The organism is Alistipes sp. cv1 (assembly GCF_900240235.1).
Lineage (GTDB): Bacteria > Bacteroidota > Bacteroidia > Bacteroidales > Rikenellaceae > Alistipes_A > Alistipes_A hominis.
Window position 1 is genome coordinate 194650 of the sequence record NZ_OEPW01000007.1, and the last position, 21264, is coordinate 215913.

Annotated in this window: 14 protein-coding genes; 6 read left to right on the top strand and 8 right to left on the bottom strand. The window is 45.4% G+C overall.

What is annotated here, in order from left to right:
• From C1A08_RS11675 to C1A08_RS11690, 4 genes are read left to right on the top strand one after another with little or no spacing between them, the layout of a single operon-like run.
• The gene (locus tag C1A08_RS11675; RefSeq protein WP_101573641.1) at window positions 1–1476 is read left to right on the top strand and encodes a TolC family protein; all 1476 of its coding nucleotides are present in this window, start codon (window positions 1–3) and stop codon (window positions 1474–1476) included.
• Between the two features lie 10 nt (window positions 1477–1486).
• Complete coding sequence (locus C1A08_RS11680; RefSeq protein ID WP_101573687.1) at window positions 1487–2479, top strand: HlyD family secretion protein; 993 nt, start codon at window positions 1487–1489, stop codon at window positions 2477–2479.
• A 7-nt stretch (window positions 2480–2486) separates the two neighbouring features.
• Entirely contained in the window at window positions 2487–3665 is a 1179-nt protein-coding gene (locus tag C1A08_RS11685) for an ABC transporter permease (protein ID WP_055202945.1), read from the top strand.
• Window positions 3649–4944 carry an ABC transporter permease gene (locus C1A08_RS11690; RefSeq protein WP_101573643.1) on the top strand — a complete coding sequence of 432 codons (1296 nt, stop codon included), beginning with the start codon at window positions 3649–3651 and terminating at the stop codon, window positions 4942–4944. Before C1A08_RS11685 ends, C1A08_RS11690 begins: the two co-directional genes overlap by 17 nt.
• A gap of 12 nt (window positions 4945–4956) precedes the next feature.
• On the opposite strand, the gene C1A08_RS11695 is transcribed toward C1A08_RS11690, so the two are convergent.
• The 4 genes from C1A08_RS11695 to C1A08_RS11710 all read right to left on the bottom strand — a co-directional run bounded on the left by C1A08_RS11695 (window position 4957) and on the right by C1A08_RS11710 (window position 12052).
• A complete protein-coding gene (locus C1A08_RS11695; RefSeq protein WP_101573689.1) occupies window positions 4957–6096 on the bottom strand; it encodes an acyltransferase family protein in 1140 nt (379 codons plus the stop codon).
• Between the two features lie 1491 nt (window positions 6097–7587).
• The gene (locus C1A08_RS11700) at window positions 7588–8379 is read right to left on the bottom strand and encodes a DUF2290 domain-containing protein (protein WP_101573645.1); all 792 of its coding nucleotides are present in this window, start codon (window positions 8377–8379) and stop codon (window positions 7588–7590) included.
• Window positions 8372–10606, bottom strand: coding sequence for a DEAD/DEAH box helicase (locus tag C1A08_RS11705; RefSeq protein ID WP_101573647.1), 2235 nt, complete (start codon window positions 10604–10606; stop codon window positions 8372–8374). The genes C1A08_RS11700 and C1A08_RS11705 overlap by 8 nt, the downstream gene beginning before the upstream one ends.
• A 327-nt stretch (window positions 10607–10933) precedes the next feature.
• Window positions 10934–12052 (bottom strand): Fic family protein, encoded by a 1119-nt coding sequence (locus C1A08_RS11710; protein WP_101573649.1) that lies wholly within the window; start codon window positions 12050–12052, stop codon window positions 10934–10936.
• Between the two features lie 659 nt (window positions 12053–12711).
• Between C1A08_RS11710 and C1A08_RS11715 the strand changes: the two genes are divergently transcribed.
• Both C1A08_RS11715 and C1A08_RS11720 read left to right on the top strand, forming a co-directional pair.
• Window positions 12712–13017: a helix-turn-helix domain-containing protein gene (locus tag C1A08_RS11715; protein ID WP_009133522.1), complete on the top strand. Its 306-nt coding sequence runs from the start codon at window positions 12712–12714 to the stop codon at window positions 13015–13017.
• Between the two features lie 3 nt (window positions 13018–13020).
• Window positions 13021–14280: a type II toxin-antitoxin system HipA family toxin gene (locus tag C1A08_RS11720; RefSeq protein WP_101573650.1), complete on the top strand. Its 1260-nt coding sequence runs from the start codon at window positions 13021–13023 to the stop codon at window positions 14278–14280.
• A gap of 192 nt (window positions 14281–14472) precedes the next feature.
• Here C1A08_RS11720 and C1A08_RS11725 read toward each other — a convergent pair whose 3' ends face one another.
• The 4 genes from C1A08_RS11725 to C1A08_RS11740 form a co-directional block, all read right to left on the bottom strand.
• Window positions 14473–16125 carry a type I restriction-modification system subunit M gene (locus C1A08_RS11725; RefSeq protein WP_101573652.1) on the bottom strand — a complete coding sequence of 551 codons (1653 nt, stop codon included), beginning with the start codon at window positions 16123–16125 and terminating at the stop codon, window positions 14473–14475.
• Complete coding sequence (locus C1A08_RS11730; RefSeq protein WP_101573654.1) at window positions 16122–17285, bottom strand: AAA family ATPase; 1164 nt, start codon at window positions 17283–17285, stop codon at window positions 16122–16124. Before C1A08_RS11730 ends, C1A08_RS11725 begins: the two co-directional genes overlap by 4 nt.
• Window positions 17282–18484 carry a restriction endonuclease subunit S gene (locus C1A08_RS11735; protein WP_101573656.1) on the bottom strand — a complete coding sequence of 401 codons (1203 nt, stop codon included), beginning with the start codon at window positions 18482–18484 and terminating at the stop codon, window positions 17282–17284. The genes C1A08_RS11730 and C1A08_RS11735 overlap by 4 nt, the downstream gene beginning before the upstream one ends.
• On the bottom strand, window positions 18474–21264 hold a 2791-nt coding region (locus tag C1A08_RS11740), incomplete at its 5' end, for a type I restriction endonuclease subunit R (RefSeq protein WP_101573691.1). The genes C1A08_RS11735 and C1A08_RS11740, both read right to left, overlap by 11 nt.

A 21264-nucleotide genomic window follows, 5' to 3' on the forward strand; every position in this document is an offset into this window, starting at 1 on the left:
ATGATCAGACAACCTGTACTATACGCCATCCTACTCGTTTTTCCCCTTTTCGGCGCATCCGCTCAGGAACCGGGTCTTCCGGTCAGCTTCGAGCAGGCCGTCGAAATGGTGAACCGGGACAACAAGAGCATCCGGATCGCCGAGCAGGGACTGGACTGGGCCAAAAGCGAACGCCAGCGGCTGAACTCTTTCTGGTATCCGAGAATTTCGGCCAGCGGAGCCTACGTGCACATGGCGAACGACATCGAAGTCAAGGAATCGCTGTCGGCGTTCACCGATCCGGTCAAGGATTTCATCCACTCGATCGACCCCGGCGAACAGATCATCACTTCGCTGCTGAACAACCTCGGCAGCCACTCGTTCAGCGTCCCGCTGGCCCCCCGGAACGTCTCTACGATCGACGCGACAGTCGCGCTTCCGATCTTTACGGGCGGCAAGCGCATCTACGCCGGCAGAATCGGGAAATCCATGGTCGGCGCAGCCGAGGTGAACCGGAAGCAAGTAAGCGCCGATCAACAAGTACTGCTGGTCGAAACTTATTTCGGCGTGCGGCTGGGACAAAAAATCGTCGAAGTCCGCCAGCAGACCTACGACGCCCTCGAACAGCATTTCCAAAATGCCCTGAAGCTCGAGGCCACCGGTATGCTGACCAAAACCGAACGCCTGCTTTTCCAGGTAAACAGGGATGAAGCCAAACGCGAACTGGAAACGGCGGTAAAGGATCTGAGCGTAGCGCAGAACGCGTTCAAAACGCTCGTCCAGATCGAAACGGACGAAAACATCCTGCCGGTTTCGCCGCTGTTCATCAACGAATCCCTGCCTGCGCTCGACTATTTCAAAAGCCTGGTAGGTCGGGACAACTACATCGTCCAGGGCCTGGGCATCCAGCAGGATATCCAGCAAAACCAGATAAAAATAGCGAACTCGGCCTACATGCCCGCGATCGAACTGTTCGGAAAACAGACCCTCTATTCGTCCGGCATCCGGAAAAACCTGGTGCCCCGGTCGCTGATCGGGGTGGGGTTTACCTGGAACCTTTTCGACGGCCTGGGTCGCGAAAAGCAGATCCGCCAGGCGAAGATCAACCACCGCATTCTGACCGTCGAGAAAGAGAAAGCCGCCGACGACCTGACACTGGCGGTCGATAAATTCTACAACCAGACGCAAACCGCACTGGACAACGTTACCGCCCTGCAAACTACCGTCGAGATGAGCCGGGAGATCGTCCGGGCCCGGCACAAGTCTTTCCAAGAAGGCATGGCCACCCCCACCGAAGTCATCGACGCGGAACTGCTGCTGTCGAAAGTGAGGGTCGCGATCCTGATGGCCTACTACCAGTTCGACACGGGGCTCATCAACCTGCTGGCCGTCTGCGGGATGCCGGAGTCGTTCGATCAGTACAGCAGGAACGGAAAAGACGAAACGTCCCTGACGGACCGGCGAACCGACGCTGTAAACGGAACGATAAACAATTAACCATATCATGATGAACAAGAGTAAAAAATACATAGCGATCGCCTTCGTCGTCGTTTTAATCGTCGTCGTGATCGTATCCACGGTCGGCATTCTGTCGCTGAAGAACAAACCCGAGATCCTGCAAGGGCAGGCGGAAGCTACGGAGATCCGGATCTCCGGCAAACTCCCCGGACGCATCGACAAGTTCCTGGTCGAAGAGGGACAGGACGTCCTCAAAGGGGATACCCTGGTGGTAATCAACAGTCCGGAAATCGTGGCGAAATACGACCAGGTCGATGCGATCAAGAACGCGGCGGTCTACGAAAATCAGAAAATCGAAGAAGGCACCCGCAAGCAGATCGTCGAATCGGCCTACCAGCTCTGGATGAAGAGCAAATCCGACCTCGAACTGGCGACGACCACCTACAACCGCATTTCGTCCCTCTACCGGGACAGCGTGGTCACTTCCCAGCGGAAAGACGAAACGGAAGCGATCTACAAAGCGGCCTTGGCCGGCGAACGCGCCGCCTTCCAGCAATACCAGATGGCTCTGGACGGCGCCCGCAAGCAGGATCGGGAGAGTTCCCAGTCCATGGTCGACGCCGCCCGGAGCACGGTGCAGGAAGTGGCCGCGCTGCTACAGGACGCCCGGCTCACGGCCCCCGAATCCGGCCAGATCGCCGTGATCTACCCCAAGCGGGGCGAACTCGTCGGCCCCGGCACGCCCATCATGTCGCTGGTCGTCCTCGAAGACGCCCACGTGGTGCTGAACGTACGGGAAGACCTGATGCCGCATTTCCGGATGAAAGGAAAATTCAAGGGAGACGTGCCCGCGCTGGCCCGGAAAGGGATCGAATTCGAGATATACTACATCAGCCCGCTGGGCAGCTATTCGACCTGGAAATCGACCAAACAGGTCGGCAGCTACGACATGAGGACGTTCGAGATCAAAGCCCGGCCGACCGCGCCGCTGACGGATCTCCGGCCCGGAATGTCGGTTCTGGTAAACCTCAACGCACAGTAAACGTACAATGAACCGCACTCAGGGAGCATTTTACCGGGTCGTCCGACGCGAGTTGGACCGGATGGTATCCCGAAGGCTTTACTTCGGGGTCTGCATCGCGCTGCCCCTGTTCTGCATCTTGTTTATGACCACGATCTTCGGCAGCGGACAAATGGAAAACATCCCGATCGGTATCGTCGACCTCGACCAGACAGCCACCTCGCGGCAAATTTCGCGTACCATCGCGACAGTTCCGACTTCCCGCGTAACGGCCCGCTACGCAGACGCCAAGGCGGCGCGCGACGCCGTGCAAAAAAAGGAGATATACGCCTACGTAGTGATCCCGCACAACTTCGAATCGGATCTGCTGGGAGGTCGAAACGTCGCGCTGCCCTATTACTACCATTTCGCCTTGCTGAGCGTGGGGATCGAACTCCACAGCGCCTTCGAAACGGTACTGGCGAACCTATCCGTCGCGCCGGTCGCCGCGGCGGGAATCGGGCAGGGCGCGTCGGAACGCCGGATCGAAAGCTTTATCCTGCCCGTCAACCTGCAGGCCCATCCGCTTTTCAATCCGTCGCTGGACTACTCGATCTACCTGACGAACCCTTTTTTCTTCGTTTTGTTCCAGATCGTCATCCTACTGGTGACCATGTACGTTCTGGGCAGCGAAATAAAATTCAAAACGGCCGCCGACTGGCTCGAAACGGCGGATGCGAATATCTTCACCGCCGTCACGGGCAAACTGCTGCCCTACACGGCGATCTTTATCGCGATGGGCATACTGGGCAACTTCGTCATGTTCGGCATCGCGGGCCTCCCGTTGGGCACGGGTTTTCTGCCCGTCAATCTGGCGACCGCCCTGTTCATCGTGGCGACGCAGGCGTTCGGCGTCTTCATATTCTCGCTTTTCCCGGCGCTGAGCATCATCATCAGCATAGCCTCGATGGTCGGATCGCTCGGCGCGACGCTGTCCGGAGTAACGTTCCCGGTACCGTACATGTACGCCCCCATCTACTACCTGTCGTTCCTGTTTCCCGTCAGGCATTTCGTCGAAATCAACCAGAACATCCTGTACGGGGATTACGGTTTCGCCTATACCTGGCAGAACGCGAGCTGCCTGTTCGTCTTCATGTTGGCGGCGCTGCTGATGCTGCCGCACCTGAAAAGAGCCATACTGAGTCGTAAATATGAAAACATCGAATAAAATAAAAGGGGGCCTGACGACCGTCGCGACCTACGTGACCAGGGAGTTCAAAACCATCGCGACAAGCTATTCGATCCTGCTGGTCATGATCGGGGGGATATTCATTTACGGCCTGCTTTACAACTACATGTACGCGCCCAACCTGATCCGCGACGCGCCGGTCGCCGTCGTCGACCGTTCGGGAACCCCGTTGAGCCGGGAGTACGCGCGCCTGCTGAACGCCTCTCCGCAAGTCGAAATATACAGCTACGCGCCGGACATGCCGAGCGCGAAAATCATGATGGAGACGAACCGGGTCGTCGGGATCATCTTCATTCCGGAAGACTTCGAAAGCAGGGTAGGCCGCGGCGAGCAGGCCGTTTTCCTGGCCTACGGCAACACCAGCGCATTCCTGAACTTCGCCTCCGTCGAAGAAGCGGCCGCAGGCGCGATGGAAGAACTGGACTCCAGGCACCGTCCCGACATGGTCGTATTCGTGCCGCCCGCAGCCCTCTACGCGATGTCGCAGACCCAGTCGATCGACATCGTCGGAACGCCGCTCTACAACCCGACCGAAGGTTACGGCAGCTACCTGATCCCGGCCGTACTGATCGTCATCCTCTTCCAGACCCTGATGATGGTCATCGGAATGATCTCGGGTAAGGAGCGCTACACCGGTTCCATCCTGTACTATTCGCGGCACGGACTCGGCTTCGGCCGGATGGCCGGCGTCGTGCTGAGCAAGACCTTTACATACTGCATCCTCTACGCCGTATTCGCCTACTTTTTAATCGGCCTGCTGCCGGAGATATACAGCATTCCCGATATCGGGAACCGCCGGGATATCGTCATGCTGCTGATCCCGTTCTTGCTGGCGACCTGTTTTTTCGGGCTGACCGGATCGCTTTTCTTTGCAGACTCCGAGAGTCCGATCCTGATGATTACCTTCTTCTCGGTCGGCCTGATCTTTCTGTCCGGCATGTCGTACCCGCTGGAACTGATGCCGTGGTACTGGCAGGCCGCCCATTTCGTGATTCCGGCCTCCCCCGGCGTTCTGGCGTTCATCAAACTGAACTCCATGGGAGCGGGTATGGCCGATATCGAACGCGAATACGTGACGCTGTGGATTCAGTGCATCGTGTATTTCATTTCGGCCTGCCTGGCGTTCCGGTACAACATCCGCAAAGCGATACGCAACCGGCCGGCCGGCGCGCGCGCTGCTTCTCGGAACGACGTCCCTACGCCGGCTCCGGCAAAAGGCATCGCGGAACCGGCGTCCGTCGAAAATACGGTCGAATAAAATTCGGACGGTTTACCGTTTCTTCGACTTCAAAAAACGGTTGGCCAAATACCTACGGACAGGCTCATCGTACAATTTCAAACAAATATATGCCAGCAGGATGCTTCCGACGACTACGGCCAGGGCTCCGGGCAGCGACTCGCCGAACGTAAGCTCTTCGTTCTTGACCCATCCGTAATAAAGGTAAATAAACGGATAATGCACCATATACAAAGGATAGGATATATCTCCCAGGAACTTACAAACCCGGTTCGTATATCGGTCGGTAATTTTGCCGGAGGCTCCCCAGTAAACGATCAGCGGGAAAAACAGGGCGAAACAAACCGTATCGTACAAACCGTTCATCCACAGGCGATCGGCTCCGCCCAGGCGCGGAACGGCCAGCAGAATAATCACGAGCAGGCTGCACTTCCAAAAGGCCCCCCTGACACGGGCCGGCCTGAAAACGCGGGACAGAAGCAACCCGGCGGAAAAAGCGTACAGCAAACGAAAAAATCCTCCCGTAAACTCCGTCCCGGTCAACGAAAACCCGGCGCAAATATCGCCGTAAGGCCCGAAGATGCTAAAAGCGGCCAGGCCGCATCCGGCCGCGACGACCAATACCGCAAGGGCCTTCGTAGAAAATTTACGGATAATCAAAGCATACAAAATATTGCCGATATATTCGAAAAACAGCGACCAGCTCGGCCCGTTCAGCGGATACATCTCCCCCAGGCCCCGGATTTCGGTGCCGGGCGTAGCCGGGATCAACAGCGCATTGACGAACGTGGCCAGCAACAGGGCCGCGACCGTCACCTTCGTAACGTCCCACACCGGACATCCCTGGAAATAAAACATGACCGCCCCAATCACAGCCCCCATGACGACCATCGGGTGAAGGCGTATGACCCTGCGTTTGATGAAATCCTTCACGGTCATCGTTTTCCAGCGGTCGTCGTAAGCATAGCCAATGACAAAACCGGACAGAATAAAGAAGAAATCGACAGCCAGATAACCGTGGTTGATCTTTTGATCCAGATGACTCGTCGCATAGGCTTCGAATATATGAAACCATACGACCATAATGGCGGCCACGCCGCGCAATCCGTCGAGGATCATGTAATGCGGTTTCGTGTCTCCGAAAGCCGCGGAAGATATCGGTGTTTTCGACATGAATGAATTGTATTCGGATTTCGTATTTATTTCTTTTGTAAATCTCGATGCTTTCCGGTTTTCGCGTCCGTTTACCTTCCGGCCGCACGGGGCTTTCTTTTTCCCGGGCACTCCCCATGTATGCTTCAAATATACAACAAAATAGCCTTACACATAGCTCCGACCGTCTTTTTTTGTTAAAATAGCTTTGGCCGGTCCAATCCGGCTCTTTTCCCGAAAGAAAACTTCGCATCGGCCCGGCAGTCGTTTTAACGGCGTTCTTTCCCTTCCTCCGGATGTTCCCGGCGACAAGCTTACGGGCAATAAAAAACCTACGAATCAATGACTCGTAGGTTTACTTTCATACAACAAATTCAGCGGAGAGGACGGGAAATGAACCTAACTCTCCGAAATGTCCTGTAATCAGATACTTGCTATATCCTTTCTCGTGTCAGGTAACGATTTGGATACTAATCTTATGATCTACTGTCCGGAATCGTCTTTTAAGAACCTGCTAACAGTACAAATATACGTATTTTGCTGTGGATATGCAAGTTCAGAAAACTTCTCTTCTCAAAGGTTGTGCTTTCTTGTCGTGTAATCGGTTGTATTTGGCCTGTAAAACCTTTTTATTCGTTAAGTAAAGAGAGTAACTAAGAATATGATATCAGATATATTTATATACTTATATGACCCTTGTTACAACTTAAAATTTTATTGTATTGATCTATAAACAAAGGAAATAGATGCTCTGGTACTCAATAAAGACTATGCGGATATCAAGAATTTTTTCGATGTATTTCATTGTCGGCACAGAGCCTGCCAGAAATAGCCAAGACAAGATATATGGACTGCGCCTGACCTACGACGGCCATTCCTTCAAAGCGTCGGAGATCAGATGTGAGTTTGTTTCCCATTAGCTGTTGGTCCAGTTCAGATTGATAGTACCGAGCCAGCAAGGGTGCACCGACGGTATTGTTATATCCGGTTCAGTAACAAATATATAGCCATGAACTGCAAATAATGAACCCTAGCACAACATGGATCGGTAATACAACAGAGACAATAATCACGATAATGACGCTCTCAGGCAACGACTACGACCTCGACTTGTAAGCCGAATAAATACTTACGTCGTAAAAGAAGAAATGGAATTTGGTCGCAACATGTCCCGTAAATCCTGCTCCAAAGAGCGAGTAATGCAGATATCTATGTCCAGATGCTTGCTGATCGCCGAAATCGACCAACTTGGACACGCTAAGCAGGTGTAAAGTGGAACGAATTTTATGACAAACTGTATGAAAAGATCAAGTGTACAGTTATCGCGGTCAACAGCCTAGCTTAAACCTTAGGATCCCAGGTAGAAAAAGCGATCGTCGATTGTATCTGCCTGATCTCTAAAAAATACATCACCATAATATTTGCTTTTAGCGTTATATCGAGACATCAACATATGACAATGAAAAGCAAGTATCTCGGAATGGATAATATTATGATTGACGCTATAAATATCTAAACATGCGTTAAATATATATTATTTTCTTTAAAAGTAGGAATGTTTCCACTATGCTGTTGGGCAACAGAGAAAGCAGACTTGTATCCTGCTTTACGGCGATTAGCCTGGTATTCTTGAGGAAATTCGTAGCGTACAATAAAATCAAAAAATAGAAACGGAGATATGACTTTATTTAATGGAAGTCTGATATTATTGATTCCACTATATTGTATTTCAGTATTATGGTGAGACAAAACAGTCGAGTCATAATCGATCCTGATATGCGAACTATTAGTCATAGTATACTTTTTATCGAAAAATGCTGCTAATATTTCAGCTTCATCCATCTCCCCCCCGATAGTTTTATATATTTTGTGTATTTGATCTACTTGATCGGCTGTTATTTTTTTTCCCAAAGAAGCTTCAATAAGCTGGTAAAGATCATAATAGTATTCGCCTATCACTTTATCGTCAGTAGTGTCAAAGTAACCTTCTAATTCCATAGAGCCATCCTGTAGAGCTACGGGATAAGGATAATATGCCAATTTTGCTTTTCTTAATACTTTTTTTTCAAAATTATAGTAACATTGAATGAATCCATTATTGGATAATAGAAAACTATACTGTCTTTTCCTTTTGAGTGACTCATATTCATATGCATATAATCTTTTGGTAATGCCAGCTTGATAATTTGGCCATGATATTGTATCTTCCGAAATATCAATCGTGGTATCTATGATAATGCGTTTAAAAAATATCTTGATTTGTTCTATGTCAGATAACATGTTTGTCATATTAATATCAGTCATTTCCCATCATTTTTTTAATTTTGTTAAATATGTCGGGATCTTCTTTTGCTTTTTCAATTAATAATGCTAAAGCAGCCTCTTCCTTTAGAATTGCGTCAACACTTTTCTCTTTTTTACTTAAGCTTTTATCTGACTCACTTATAAGCCGCATTCTACGTGAGTAATCAGATTCTGAAGGGAATACGAATTTGAATTGTGGATAATCTTTCTCGATTTGATCGATCTCAGATTTTAAACTAATACTTTCTAAACCATTACCCGACATGAAACACCATCCCCGAGCTCTTGTAATAGATACAAATAATGCATTGCGCTCTCTTAATGTTGCATCTGAAATTGCCTTTTGGCTATTTATGACAAAAACAATATTTGCTTCGTTTCCTTTGGCTCTAAATGGTGTCGTAAGGGTAACTCGTCCTTTTTCTTTAAAAAGATCCGCATTCTCAATAAATCCTGGAGTAATACACTGAATATTTGAAGCATTTAATTCACTTCTGATAAATGCAAAATGCCCTTTAGCATTATGTTTATCCAAAGAAATCACAATAATTTCTTCTGGTTCAATCTTGTCTTTAGCAATTAACTTTTTGATGCCATTAATAACATATCTTAATTCTGCATCTAATGTTTCATGATGCCTATATGAAATAATTTTTTCACTCGTAAAGCGTGAACTAGCGGCAATAAGACGTTCCAGGATATTTTTACTTGCCGTTTCTGGTCTTTCAACAATTATTTCGTCATTGTGTTTGAATGTCGTTTTTTTAGGAGGTTGAATTATTTTATAACCACGCGCTTCCCACGAATAACGATCCTGCATAGGCACTTTAGCATTCTTCGAATAAAGTCCCAAGCCTAATCCATGCGCATACATTAATACCTTTCGAGGATTCCTGTATGAGTTTGGTAGCATATAATCTTTCTCAATACCTCCTTCATATTCTCCTTCAATACAAGTATTGGCGAGATTTACTTGTCCATTGTCATCAACGCCAAACAATTTCTCAGGTTCTGCAATTTTTAATTCATTTAATGATTGAAACTCATCGTATGCCCAAATAATTCTTTTTGGGGGTTTTGTTATGTGATATATTGTTTCGAAAAATGCAGGAGGAAAGTCTTGTGCCTCATCAATCAGAACCATATCGAAAATAGGTTTAATTTGATTTTTTCTTTTATGCAAAAAATCAGAATAAATATATTGATAAGGATCTGACTGATTTTTGGTTTCGTATAAAACCTTGGGAATCTCGCTATATTCAGCACATAGATAAGAATATAATCCTTCTCTTTTTTTGCCACCCCATGCATGCATAACCTTTAATGAATCCCAATTAGGAGTTGAACTTGATTCTTCAATAGTGTATTTCTCGATATTATCGATGATTTGGTTATACATACTTTGAGTATTGAAGACAAAAAGTATTTTGAACTCCTTGTTATAAATATGAGTTAGGGCTGCTTTCATACTAAGTATGATGGTTTTTCCTGTTCCTGCTAATCCGCGAATTCTTTGTGGACCATTGGGGACTTGCAGTGCTATACTTCTTTGTGTCGAATCTAATTTAAATGTTTCTAATAACGATTTTCTTATTAAATCATTTCTCGTTTCCTCATTAGTTGAAATACGTCCTCTTTTTTTATTGAAAACAGCAGTGCCCTCAAGTCTAGAGTCGATTTCATCTATTTGGTCATTGGTTATTTTATTATCCTTACATGAGTTAAAGAAAGATTGTAATGTGTTCACATAATTACTTCCAATATACTTGTTTACGATAGTTTCATTTATATCTATATTCAGTATTTCTTGAGGCGTATTATTTGGAAATATCAACAATGGATGGACAAAAGCTCCTTCTATTGTGAACTTGTTATCTTTATTATTAAATAATGTTGTTGATTTACTGAGTTTGTTATTAATATCCTTACAATAATTGGATACAATAATATCTCTAGAATAAATATCATCTCCACCTGGGTTAATCCAATATTCAGACGTTTCGTCAATCTGTGATATTTTATTAGGAACAACATCTATTACTACGATACCATACCTTTTTGATCGGATAATAAACGATGGAATATCTTCCACATTTTTGGTCCCGAGAGAGGGTATTTTATATCCTAATACACCTTCTTCGTCTTTTAGTAAGGATTTAAGATGAATCCAAATGGGTTTTTCAAAAGGATTATTGCTCAATTCAATATTACCAGGGAGTAGTTGCATGATTAATTAATTTATTATTTGTTCAAAAATAATAATGATTTTTAAATCATGTAGAAAAAGATTCAAAATAAGAGAGAGGCATTTTGAGCAATAGGTAAATTATGTTGCTCAAGTGATTTTCAGAAGTGATTTTTCGTTTTGCAGATCAATCTATGTCTTAATGTATATATATTTAAGTATCATCGGTAGACCTATGTTATATAAAGAATTCGTATAACTTGTATGCAATATGGAGTCAATTATACTATCTGCATTTGAGCAGAGGTGCATTCTCCATGGTTTGTCGTCTCGCATATTGTACCAGTCGGCAGGCAATATATTTTCCTGCTAATTACGTCTTATTTCATTATACAATGCTAATCCCTTGGTCGTAAGCAAATATTTTTGCCTCGGATGATTGGGCTTATCTGGGTAGAGTACTCTGATATAGCCTCTTTGAAAAGCTGGATTGATATAATTCTCTATGAATGTCGGACGGTGCTTCAGACCGACTTTCTCCATCAATACTTTTAACGATAATTGTTCGTTTGACAAAGCTAATAACAAAGCGCGAACTTGTTCGGTTACTTGTACGGCAGGTTGTTTGGTACTTGTACGGTCGATTTGCCGGACTTGTTTTGCAGTCAGCTCTTCCGGAGCATTAACCACCATATACCTATTCCGCAACTCATTGTTTTCACCCAATAACAGATTGCGAAAGAACCGCTCCAAATATTCGGAATTACGCATGATGCCTTTTTGCACGTTTTGGTAGTTGGCACGTACCAGCGCATTACGGAAATACCACGAATGATTGGCGAATAGGTCGTTTGTTACGTCAAAGCCCATAGAACGTAGATAGAGAATCGTGAACACGGCAGTTGTTCTGGTATTTCCCTCGCCGAATGGATGGATTTGCCATAGTCCCGATACGAATTTGGCGATGTGTTTCACGAGCCCGTTTTGATCTACTTTAGAATAGTCGAACTGACGTTCTTGTTCCAAGTCGTATTCGATCGCTTTGCGAAGATCAGGCGCGGAAACATACAGAACCGTATCACCGCGCAGCACCCATTCCTTTTTGGTAATGTTGTAATCGCGGATTTGTCCCGCAAATTTGAATACCCCATCAAAAATCCGGCGATGAATCGACGTCAGTCCGACAAGCGTAAAAGCAAAGGTTTTCTCGGTAAGAAGTCGGCGGATGTTGGTCGATGCCATATCCGCTTCGTGTATTTCCGCATCTTCGGGCGTATGTGCTATTTTCGATTGATAATAGCTACGAATAAGTTGTTCGGCTTCGTCGATTGTAATCTCACCCTCAATATCTTTACGTGCGGTCTCAATTAAGTAGTCGGAAGGTTTCAAGCCATCGACGGCCTGCAACCCTATTGCGGTCTGCCATGCGTAACCCTTCTCCCGTTTTTGCGGCTCGCTTTGGCGGATGTATTCATCGAAATTAATCATATCGCAAATCACTTAACATCTAATTTATTATCTTGCTAAAAGGAACTTTATGCTATAAAAATAGCAAATTTCTCTATTACTTCCATACCTACAAAAATTGGAGAATATGCACAAGCCGTCAATACGGTTCGTAATTTCCAGTTCTCGGAGTAGAAGACTAACCTCAGTACGATGCTGCGGTTATTGTATAGTGTTATAATCAGGAAACTATTTCATTGTCCTTCTGATAAAAAAACAAACAAATCTTTTGATAACATCAAAAAAGGTGTGACTTTGTTTTGATGGAAAAGAACAAGGTTAGCCGTCTGGTTCAAGTCTGTGCATAAATAACTGATGAGAATTTCGACTGGAAGTATAATGGTCCAGTAGAAGTCATAAAAGTATTAGGGCTAACGGAAGGGCCGATAATAACTATGGGGCAGTGCGTTTGAGAAGACCGGAAAGGTCATCTGGATGATTCCTCCCCACGAGTATCTGTCAGAATCGCAATCTCATAGCTTACTTTATGATAACATTGGAACATCGCTATGTCGGCCTTCGTTGTTGTTGGAACCCGTACGAGAAAGGTGTTCGGGAGTAGTTTGTAAAATAAATCTGTATAATGCGAATTATTTTGAGCAATAATACTTATATTTGCACAGAATCGTTAATGTTATTGTATGAAACGGGCATTATTGCCGAGCCAACGGAAGACGCTTACGGCTCTGGGCGAAAATATAAAGTTGGCACGCCTGCGCCGGGAGTTATCCTCGGAGCAGGTGGCCGAGCGTGCCGGAATTTCCCGTAACACCCTGACCAAGATCGAGCGGGGCGAGGAGGGGGTTGCGATGGGATACTATTTCCGGGTGCTGGCTATCCTCGGGCTGGAAAAAGATTTGTTGCTTGTCGCTAAAGATGACGAACTGGGTCGTGCCCTTCAGGATGCCAAACTCGTGGTCGGGGAAAGGGTTTCCAAAAAACGGTAAATTATGGTAACGCAGCGCGATATATACGTATATATGGACTGGCCCGAGGATGCGGAGCCTGTCTATATGGGTGTACTTCACAGCGAAACGATCCGGGGTAAAGAGGTCTTTTCTTATGAAAATGATCCCGCATGGTTGGCCCATCCTCGTTTCCGGGCGCTGGATCCCGACCTGTCGGCATTTGCCGGGAAGCAATACCAACCTTCGGATAAGAGCAATTTTGGATTGTTCCTCGACTCCGCACCGGACCGCTGGGGGCGTACGCTTATGCGCAGGCGGGAAGCCATCGATGCACGGTTGCAGGATCGAAAACCGCGAACGCTTACCGAGGCGGATTACCTGATGGGCGTGTATGACGGAAACCGCATGGGAGCCCTGCGCTTCAAGTTCTCGAAAGAAGGGGATTTTATGGACAACGACCGGTCGCTGGCTACGCCACCCTGGGCATCGATCCGGGAACTGGAACATGCCAGCCTGCAAATAGAGCGGGAAGATAATGCTGGAACACCGGAGCATACGCGATGGATTGATATGCTCGTCGCACCCGGTTCGTCGTTGGGCGGGGCAAGGCCCAAGGCCAATGTGGTGGATGAAAATGGACGCTTATGGATCGTCAAGTTTCCGAGTGCCGGAGATACGAAAGATTCTGGGGCATGGGAGATGGTTACGGCCGAGATGGCCCGCTCGTGCGGTATCGAGATGTCCGAATGCCGGGTGCAGCGCTTCGGAAGCCGGCATCACAGTTTTATGACCGAGCGTTTTGACCGGACCGATACGGGCCGGCGGATACATTTTGCTTCGGCCATGACGTTGCTCGGCTATACGGACGGTGCGAGCCATACGGAGGGAGCCAGCTACCTCGAACTGGCCGAATGGATCATCGCCAACTGTGACGATACGGACCGGAACCTGGAACAGCTCTGGCGCAGGATCGTGTTCAATATCGCCGTTTCGAACTGCGACGACCACCTGCGGAACCACGGTTTCCTGCTTACGCCACAGGGTTGGCACTTGTCACCGGCCTATGATATGAACCCTGACGAGTACGGCACTGGACTAAAGCTCAATATATCGGAGAACGATAATTCCTTGGATTTCGATCTGGCTATGAGCATCACGCCGTATTTCGGGCTGGAACCCGCTCGTGCAGAAACGATACTCGCAGAGGTTAAACGTGCTGTTTCCGGCTGGAGGAAACTCGCTACTAAATACAATATTTCCAAGTCCGGGCAGGATGCTATGGAGATGGCGTTCAGGTGTTGATAATCATAAAAATATCAGCCGTATTAAATATGCAATTGCACTTGAGGCCTTATGGTGATTTTCTATTAGTTGAAATTTTATATCCTAAACTATCGTATTTCTTTTGTATTTAACCAATAGTAATTGCTCGTTATTTTAATTGACGTTAAATCCATATGAATCTGAGGCATTCCCTTATTTGAAATATTACGCCTAATCAGCGATAGGTGGTAAACCCAATTCTTTAAGGAATTCATTGTGACGAGCTAACGCTTCTTTTGATCTCTTTGCAATATCTTTCAGTTCATCATTAACCTTTTGTAAATCGATTGGCTCCTCTTCTTGTGCCGTGCTGACGTAACGGGTAATATTCAGATTGAAATCCTCTTGTTCGATTCGTTCTAACGAAACCCGCTTGGAATAGCGCGGTTCTTCTTTGCGAAATTGGTAAGTTTCCACAATTTTTTGAATATCGTTAGGCTCCCCGTTTTCACCCTCACGCAATCGGTTTTGACGCTTGTCCTTCTTATATCCTTCGCAGGCATTGATAAACAACACATCTTCGGATTTTTTACATTTTTTCAGTACCAAAATACACACCGGAATTCCCGTGGAGAAAAAGAGGTTGGCTGGTAATCCGATAACAGCATCGAGATTGCCGTCTTTCAGAAGTTTGGTTCTGATCTGCTTCTCTACTCCTCCGCGAAACAATACGCCGTGAGGCAGAATAATAGCCATTGTCCCATCTTCGCGGAGGAAATGGAAACCATGCAGCAAGAATGCGAAATCGGCTGCCGATTTGGGCGCAACACCGTATTTTTGGAATCGAAAATCGGTCGTGAACTCTTCTTTGGGCTCCCAACGGTAACTAAACGGAGGATTAGCGACGATCGCATCGAATTCGATTTTTTTCGCCGGATTCATTTCGTTCAGTATATCCCAGTCATTGAGTAGCGTATCTCCGTGAAAAATCTCGAATTCAGAATCCTTCACCCCATGCAATAACATATTCATACGAGCGAGGTTGTAGGTCGTAATGTTCTTTTCCTGCCCGTAAATTTTGCCGATACCTCGTCCGCCGTTACGTTTCATCTGGTGGCGGACATTCAGAAGCAACGATCCCGAACCGCAAGCGAAATCGAGAACCTTGTCTATTCTCTGCTTCGGGCCCGTTGTCGGATCTTGACTATCCAATGTTACGATCATTGAAAGAATGGTCGAAACTTGCTGCGGAGTATAGAATTCACCGGCTTTTTTCCCCGAACCCGCTGCGAATTGGCCGATCAGATATTCGTAAGCATCACCCAATGTGTCAGAGTCACTGGAAAATTCAGAGATACCTTCTGCAATCTTCTTGATGATTTCGCATAACTTTTTGTTACGCTCGGTATAGTTTTTCCCTAATTTCTCCGAACTAAGATTGATTTCCGAAAACAGTCCTTGAAAAGTGCTTTCGAAAGATTCATTTTCAATATACTTGAAACCGTCTTGAAGGGTTTGCAACAAATCGTTGCTTTGCGTTCGGGCCAACTCGTACATATTCTTCCACAGATATTTCGGCTCGATCACATAGTGGATCTTTCGTCGCATCTGCTTCTCGAATTCCACAATATCGTCAGGATTTCGATCGTACCAAATCTGCAATGGGGTCAAAACTCGATTTTCGTCCGAATCGACATCGGACACTACGGGATAATCCGAACCAAGCTCTTTTTTTACGGCATCTTCATAATTGTCAGAAAGATAGCGCAAAAACAGAAATGAGAGCATATAATCACGGAAGTCGTCCGCGTTCATCGCTCCTCGCAGTTTATCTGCAATTCCCCAAAGGGCTTTACCTAATTTTTGTTGTTCTATTGCGGTCATTCTGATTCAGTCTTAGTTTCTTCTGTGATAATTTCAGGTAAATCGAATTCGTATTTCGCCAGAAAGGCTTTCAATATATCGACAAATAGATCTTTCGTATCGTGCCCCATTTCGACGGGCTCGTAAATTGAATATTTACCGTGGCTCAACAGGTTCAGGGCTCTGGCATACAATACTTCGTCTTCTACACCGTGTATGCACATAGAAAAATCGTTGTAACCGAAGAAGGTTGCGGTCTTTTCCAAAATGCTCCTTAACATGTTGAAATGATAGGTTTTTATGCTGACGTCATCCACCGTTTGCCCTTCTTTCGGTATAAGTTTTTTTAATTCGCTCAACAACGCGACATGATGAAAAAATGGGGTGTCATTCGTTGCTTGTAACGAATATCCATTGTCTCCGTTTTTGTGAAGAAAATAGCGTTTGCATTTTTTCTTTTTCAATTCATTGCACATCACGTTGAAGAAGAGATGATGATGCGACGAAATAACAACATTGAGTTTACCAGTTCCTTTTTGCAAAAGACTTGACAAATCGCTTGCCACAGCAATTGCATTGTTGTCATCGAGCGACGATATAGGATCGTCGATATAGATGTATTTTACCCAGTCGTATGACTCGGCTCCGTCGATCGTTAATTCGCAGATTGCGAGAAATATACACCAGATAAAGATGTTTTCTTCTCCGCGCGAGACTTTGATATTGGTCTGTACGACGGTTTCAGGCTCATCGTTATCGGGTTGATATGCGGGATTGGGAACATCTTTGCTGAACGATATTTCCCATTTTTCATAGTCTATTTTAAAATTGAATGTCGCATAGCGTTGCAGATACTCGAATATTTTCTCTTCGAGTGCCAATTCCCTGAATCCATTGAAAAAATTCGAATTGGCATTGATCTTCAATACGCGATCCGAATCGGACTCGAGATCGTTGTCCCAGTGGAATAGATCTTCGGTGAAGGCGTTGAAATAAAGGGTGTCTCGTTTGTTTCCCCGACCTTTCTTTCCCCGATCTTTGAATTCCATCGAGAGCCGGGTTTTCCCGGTTCCGTTATAAGCATACAACAACACGAAATCCAAATCTTTCAGATCGGAACGAAGCCGGATGGCAATGTCGGATAACGACTTGAATGGTATGATTTTAGGCGAGTTATTCATGCCTCGATGTCATTTATATTCGGGAATAGTTGTTGCATCAAGCCTTTTTTGTGGATTTTCAGGGCTTCGAGGTGATTTGCTTGAGCGGTAATTAAATCGTCAATAGAGGAAAGGCAATCGGCGATTTTTTGTTGCTCTTGTATATTATTGGGTAATAACAGTGGGAATGCTTCTAAAATGGGCATGCGTAATGACAAAACCGTAGATTTAACGGCTTTTTGTGTTAATATAAACGAGAATGCTGTAATATAATGATACACAAATAAGGCATGGCAAGTGAAATCTTTTAATGCATATGCTCGTTGATGTAAATCAAATTTTCCAATATAATGTTTAGGGATAAATCGTCCTTCTCCCGGGATAATTATCGCCTCACAATCAAATAAGAATTTATTAGAGGTTTTTATTATCTCAGACCTATCGAATAAAGGATATTTGCCATTCTGGACATTATCTTGGACATTTGACTTGCCATTAGAAATTGTACAAATTGCGCCTATCGTAGTTTGTTCCCATTCTCCTGCATCTTGGAACTCAGGGAAGCGGTATTCCGGAACCGTTTTTCCTTCGGCAGGAAACAGATGTTGCATCAAGCCTTTTTTATGGGCTTTCAGCTCGTCTATCTTATTCTCCGCAGCCTTTATCAACGCATCGATTGAAGACAAACAATCAGCGATTTTTTGCTGTTCCCGTTTGTCTGAAATAGATGGTATTGGCAATAATATTTCTGAAAATTGTTTGTAGCTAACCATTTTTCCATCACGTATACCTTCCAGATTCTTATTCAAATCTTGAATAAATACATGCGACTTAAAATAGTACTTAAAGAATTGGTTCTCGATATCCAATCTTTTTCTCAAAATCACATAAGCTGGGCTGCAAATACCTTTGTAATCAGAATATTCTATACCTCCTTGAAATGATCGAAGACTGATTATAAAGTCTCCGACCTCTACAACTTTATAATTTTCAAGCCCCGATTCGGAGACGATAACTTTATAGTCGATTAAATCTCGCGGAACAGCTCCGTGTTCTTGTGAAATTGCAAGTATCGGAAGATCTGAATTGTGGTTTTTATTAGAAATTTGTTTAAAAACCTTATTTCCTCGCAGATAGATCCAACTTCCACATTCTTTAAATTTCGGAAACCGTAAAGCAGGAACAGCTCCTTGTTTCGTATTTTTTTTGTTAGTTTTCATAAGCCGAAAGTCCTGATATTTCGTGGCCGTCGGCCAATCGTTTCAATAGGGGGACAAGGTCGTCCATCAATGCCAGTTCCTTTTGTGTACGCGCTTTCCAACCCAATCCGAGCGGGGCGAGCAGATCGCTGAGTCGTTCACCGTCGAAGATTTCGCGTTCGACAATCTCTTTGACAAATGCATCCAATGCCGGAAACTCCAATCCATATTTGGTCGCTATGGAGGTTATCTCATTTTTATATTTTTCCTCCTTGAAAAACTCGTACCCATCTTTGATCTCTTGCTCGGTTTTACCATTGATCTCATCAAGACTGTTGATATAGGCGACGATATCTTCTTTCTCTTCCATCAGATTCGCGCTCGATGCAACAAGTGTGATAAGCTGCTCTTTGGTAATCCGCTTTTTGGCAGTACCCCGATTCGTATATCGGGCAATAAGCCCCATGATATAGTCGTAATCGATAATCGCCGATGCGAACAATATGAATTCGAAATCGAGGTCTTCGATTTGTTGGCTGACCTGTTCTCCTCCTCTCTTTTCGCGCTTCTTTTTCAACCGACGAGCAGTATCGATATATATGCCCTTGAATGCCCGAAGCGTATCTTCCTGCATCAAGGAGTCGATCTTTGCTTTATCATCCGACTGTATATCCGTATATTGTTCCAGTCGCATTCTGAAGCGTTGTACTTCCTTGAAGCAGTTGATAAAACCGGCACGGGCTTCATCTCCGCGGAGTTTGTTGACTTCTTCGGGTTTACACTCCAGGCCATGTGACTGCATGAACTTCTCCAATTGAGAGATAGCCTCTTCATATTTCTCGATTACCTTCGGAGCGGGATCGACCAGCCAAATCTGTTTCGGGTTGTCGGTATGTTTCTCTGAAAACATTGCGATTGCCTCATCGACAGCATCCTCCAGTCCTCGGAAATCCAGAATATTGCCATAAGGCTTCGTATCGTTCAGGATTCGATTCGTACGTGAAAAAGCTTGGATCAAATTGTGCCATTTCAGGTCCTTGTCGGTATATAACGTATTCAGGTACTTGGAATCGAATCCGGTAAGCAGCATATCTACTACGATGGTAATATCTATCTTGTCTTTATGCGGAACGTCTTTATTGCCATATTTCTGTGACTTTATCCGCCCTTGAACATCCTGATAGTAGGTGTCGAACTCTGCAATTGTATGATTTGTTCCGTATTGTTTATTGTAATCGGCAATAATCATTTTTAGAGCCGCTTTCTTTTTGTCGGGCTCCTGCTGGTTATCGAAACGTTCTTGAGGCAGGTCTTCCTGTATTTGCTGTATGTCTTTATTCCCTTCGGCCGGCGGAGAGAAGATGCAAGCGATATTCAATGATTCGTATTCGGGGTTTTGAGTTTTCCGTTCCTGCTGGATCGTCTTGAACAAGTTGTAATATTCAATGGCATCGTCGATGCGTCCGGTAGCCATGATCGCATTGAACCGGCGGGAATCGGTTGCTGCATCGTGCCTCTGCAGGATCGAGTTCACGATGGCCGTTTTTGATATCTCATTGCTTTTTGTTTGATTTTTCTCCTTTGGCTTGAAATAGTCTACGTGAAAACGCAACACGTTATTATCTTCAATTGCATTCGTAATGGTGTAGGCGTGTAACAACTTTTCGAAGATGTCTTCAGTTGTTTTATACGTTTTTTGTTCCCCGTCCACTTGTGTCTGCACCGAATTCTTTTCAAATATTGGCGTGCCAGTAAAACCAAACAGTTGTGAGTTCGGAAAAAACTCTTTAATCGCCTTATGATTATTGCCGAATTGAGAACGGTGGCATTCGTCGAAAATAAATACGACGCGTTTATTCTTCAAAGGTTTCAATCGTGCTTGGTAATTCTTTTTGTGCTTTGGATCGAGAGCAATACCCAGCTTCTGGATGGTGGTTACAATTACTTTATCTGCATAATCGTCTGACAACATTCTCCGAACAAGCATTTCTGTGTTCGTATTCTCCTCGACGCAATTTTCCTGAAACTTATTAAATTCCTCCCGAGTTTGACGATCCAGGTCTTTTCGATCCACGACGAACAAGCATTTGTCGATATCTGGATTGTCTTTCATCAGAGTGGAAGCCTTGAATGAGGTCAGCGTTTTACCGCTACCCGTCGTGTGCCAGATATAGCCGTTCCCGCGATTCTGGTGCACGCAATTCGTAATCGCCTTGACGGCATATATTTGATAAGGACGCATGATCAACAATTTCTGCTCGCTTGCGACCAGCACCATATAGAGGCTAATCATCTTACCCAGTTCGCATTTGGTAAGTACGGTGCTCGAAAAAGCATCGAGATTACTTACCGGTGTGTTTTGTTCCGTCGCATATTGATACACCGGAAGGAACTGTTCATCTGCGTTGAAAGAAAAATGTTGGTTGTTATTATTTGTAAAATAATAAGTATTAGTTTGATTACTAACGACAAACAACTGAATAAAACAGAGCAAGGTCTTCATGTAGCCATTGCCTGGATCATTTTTGTAATCCACGATTTGCTGCATGGCTCGCCGCGGACTGACATCATAGGTTTTCAGTTCGATCTGAACAACCGGAATACCGTTGATAAGCAAAATAACATCGTAACGATGGTAGCTGTTATCGGTATTCATCCGTAATTGATTGATTATTTCATAGTCGTTCTTACACCAATCTTTTATATTGACCAGTGTGTATTGCAATGGCGTTCCGTCCTCACGGGTAAATGTATTTCGCTCGCGTAACCTTTTCGACGATACGAAAACATCGGGATTGATA

Bases quoted from the DNA above. Each gene is read 5' to 3' on its own strand.
- C1A08_RS11675 (WP_101573641.1), top strand. From the start codon at position 1: ATGATCAGACAACCTGTACTATACGCCATCCTACTCGTTTTTCCCCTT.
- C1A08_RS11680 (WP_101573687.1), top strand. From the start codon at position 1,487: ATGAACAAGAGTAAAAAATACATAGCGATCGCCTTCGTCGTCGTTTTA.
- C1A08_RS11685 (WP_055202945.1), top strand. From the start codon at position 2,487: ATGAACCGCACTCAGGGAGCATTTTACCGGGTCGTCCGACGCGAGTTG.
- C1A08_RS11690 (WP_101573643.1), top strand. From the start codon at position 3,649: ATGAAAACATCGAATAAAATAAAAGGGGGCCTGACGACCGTCGCGACC.
- C1A08_RS11695 (WP_101573689.1), bottom strand. From the start codon at position 6,096: ATGTCGAAAACACCGATATCTTCCGCGGCTTTCGGAGACACGAAACCG.
- C1A08_RS11700 (WP_101573645.1), bottom strand. From the start codon at position 8,379: ATGACTGATATTAATATGACAAACATGTTATCTGACATAGAACAAATC.
- C1A08_RS11705 (WP_101573647.1), bottom strand. From the start codon at position 10,606: ATGCAACTACTCCCTGGTAATATTGAATTGAGCAATAATCCTTTTGAA.
- C1A08_RS11710 (WP_101573649.1), bottom strand. From the start codon at position 12,052: ATGATTAATTTCGATGAATACATCCGCCAAAGCGAGCCGCAAAAACGG.
- C1A08_RS11715 (WP_009133522.1), top strand. From the start codon at position 12,712: ATGAAACGGGCATTATTGCCGAGCCAACGGAAGACGCTTACGGCTCTG.
- C1A08_RS11720 (WP_101573650.1), top strand. From the start codon at position 13,021: ATGGTAACGCAGCGCGATATATACGTATATATGGACTGGCCCGAGGAT.
- C1A08_RS11725 (WP_101573652.1), bottom strand. From the start codon at position 16,125: ATGACCGCAATAGAACAACAAAAATTAGGTAAAGCCCTTTGGGGAATT.
- C1A08_RS11730 (WP_101573654.1), bottom strand. From the start codon at position 17,285: ATGAATAACTCGCCTAAAATCATACCATTCAAGTCGTTATCCGACATT.
- C1A08_RS11735 (WP_101573656.1), bottom strand. From the start codon at position 18,484: ATGAAAACTAACAAAAAAAATACGAAACAAGGAGCTGTTCCTGCTTTA.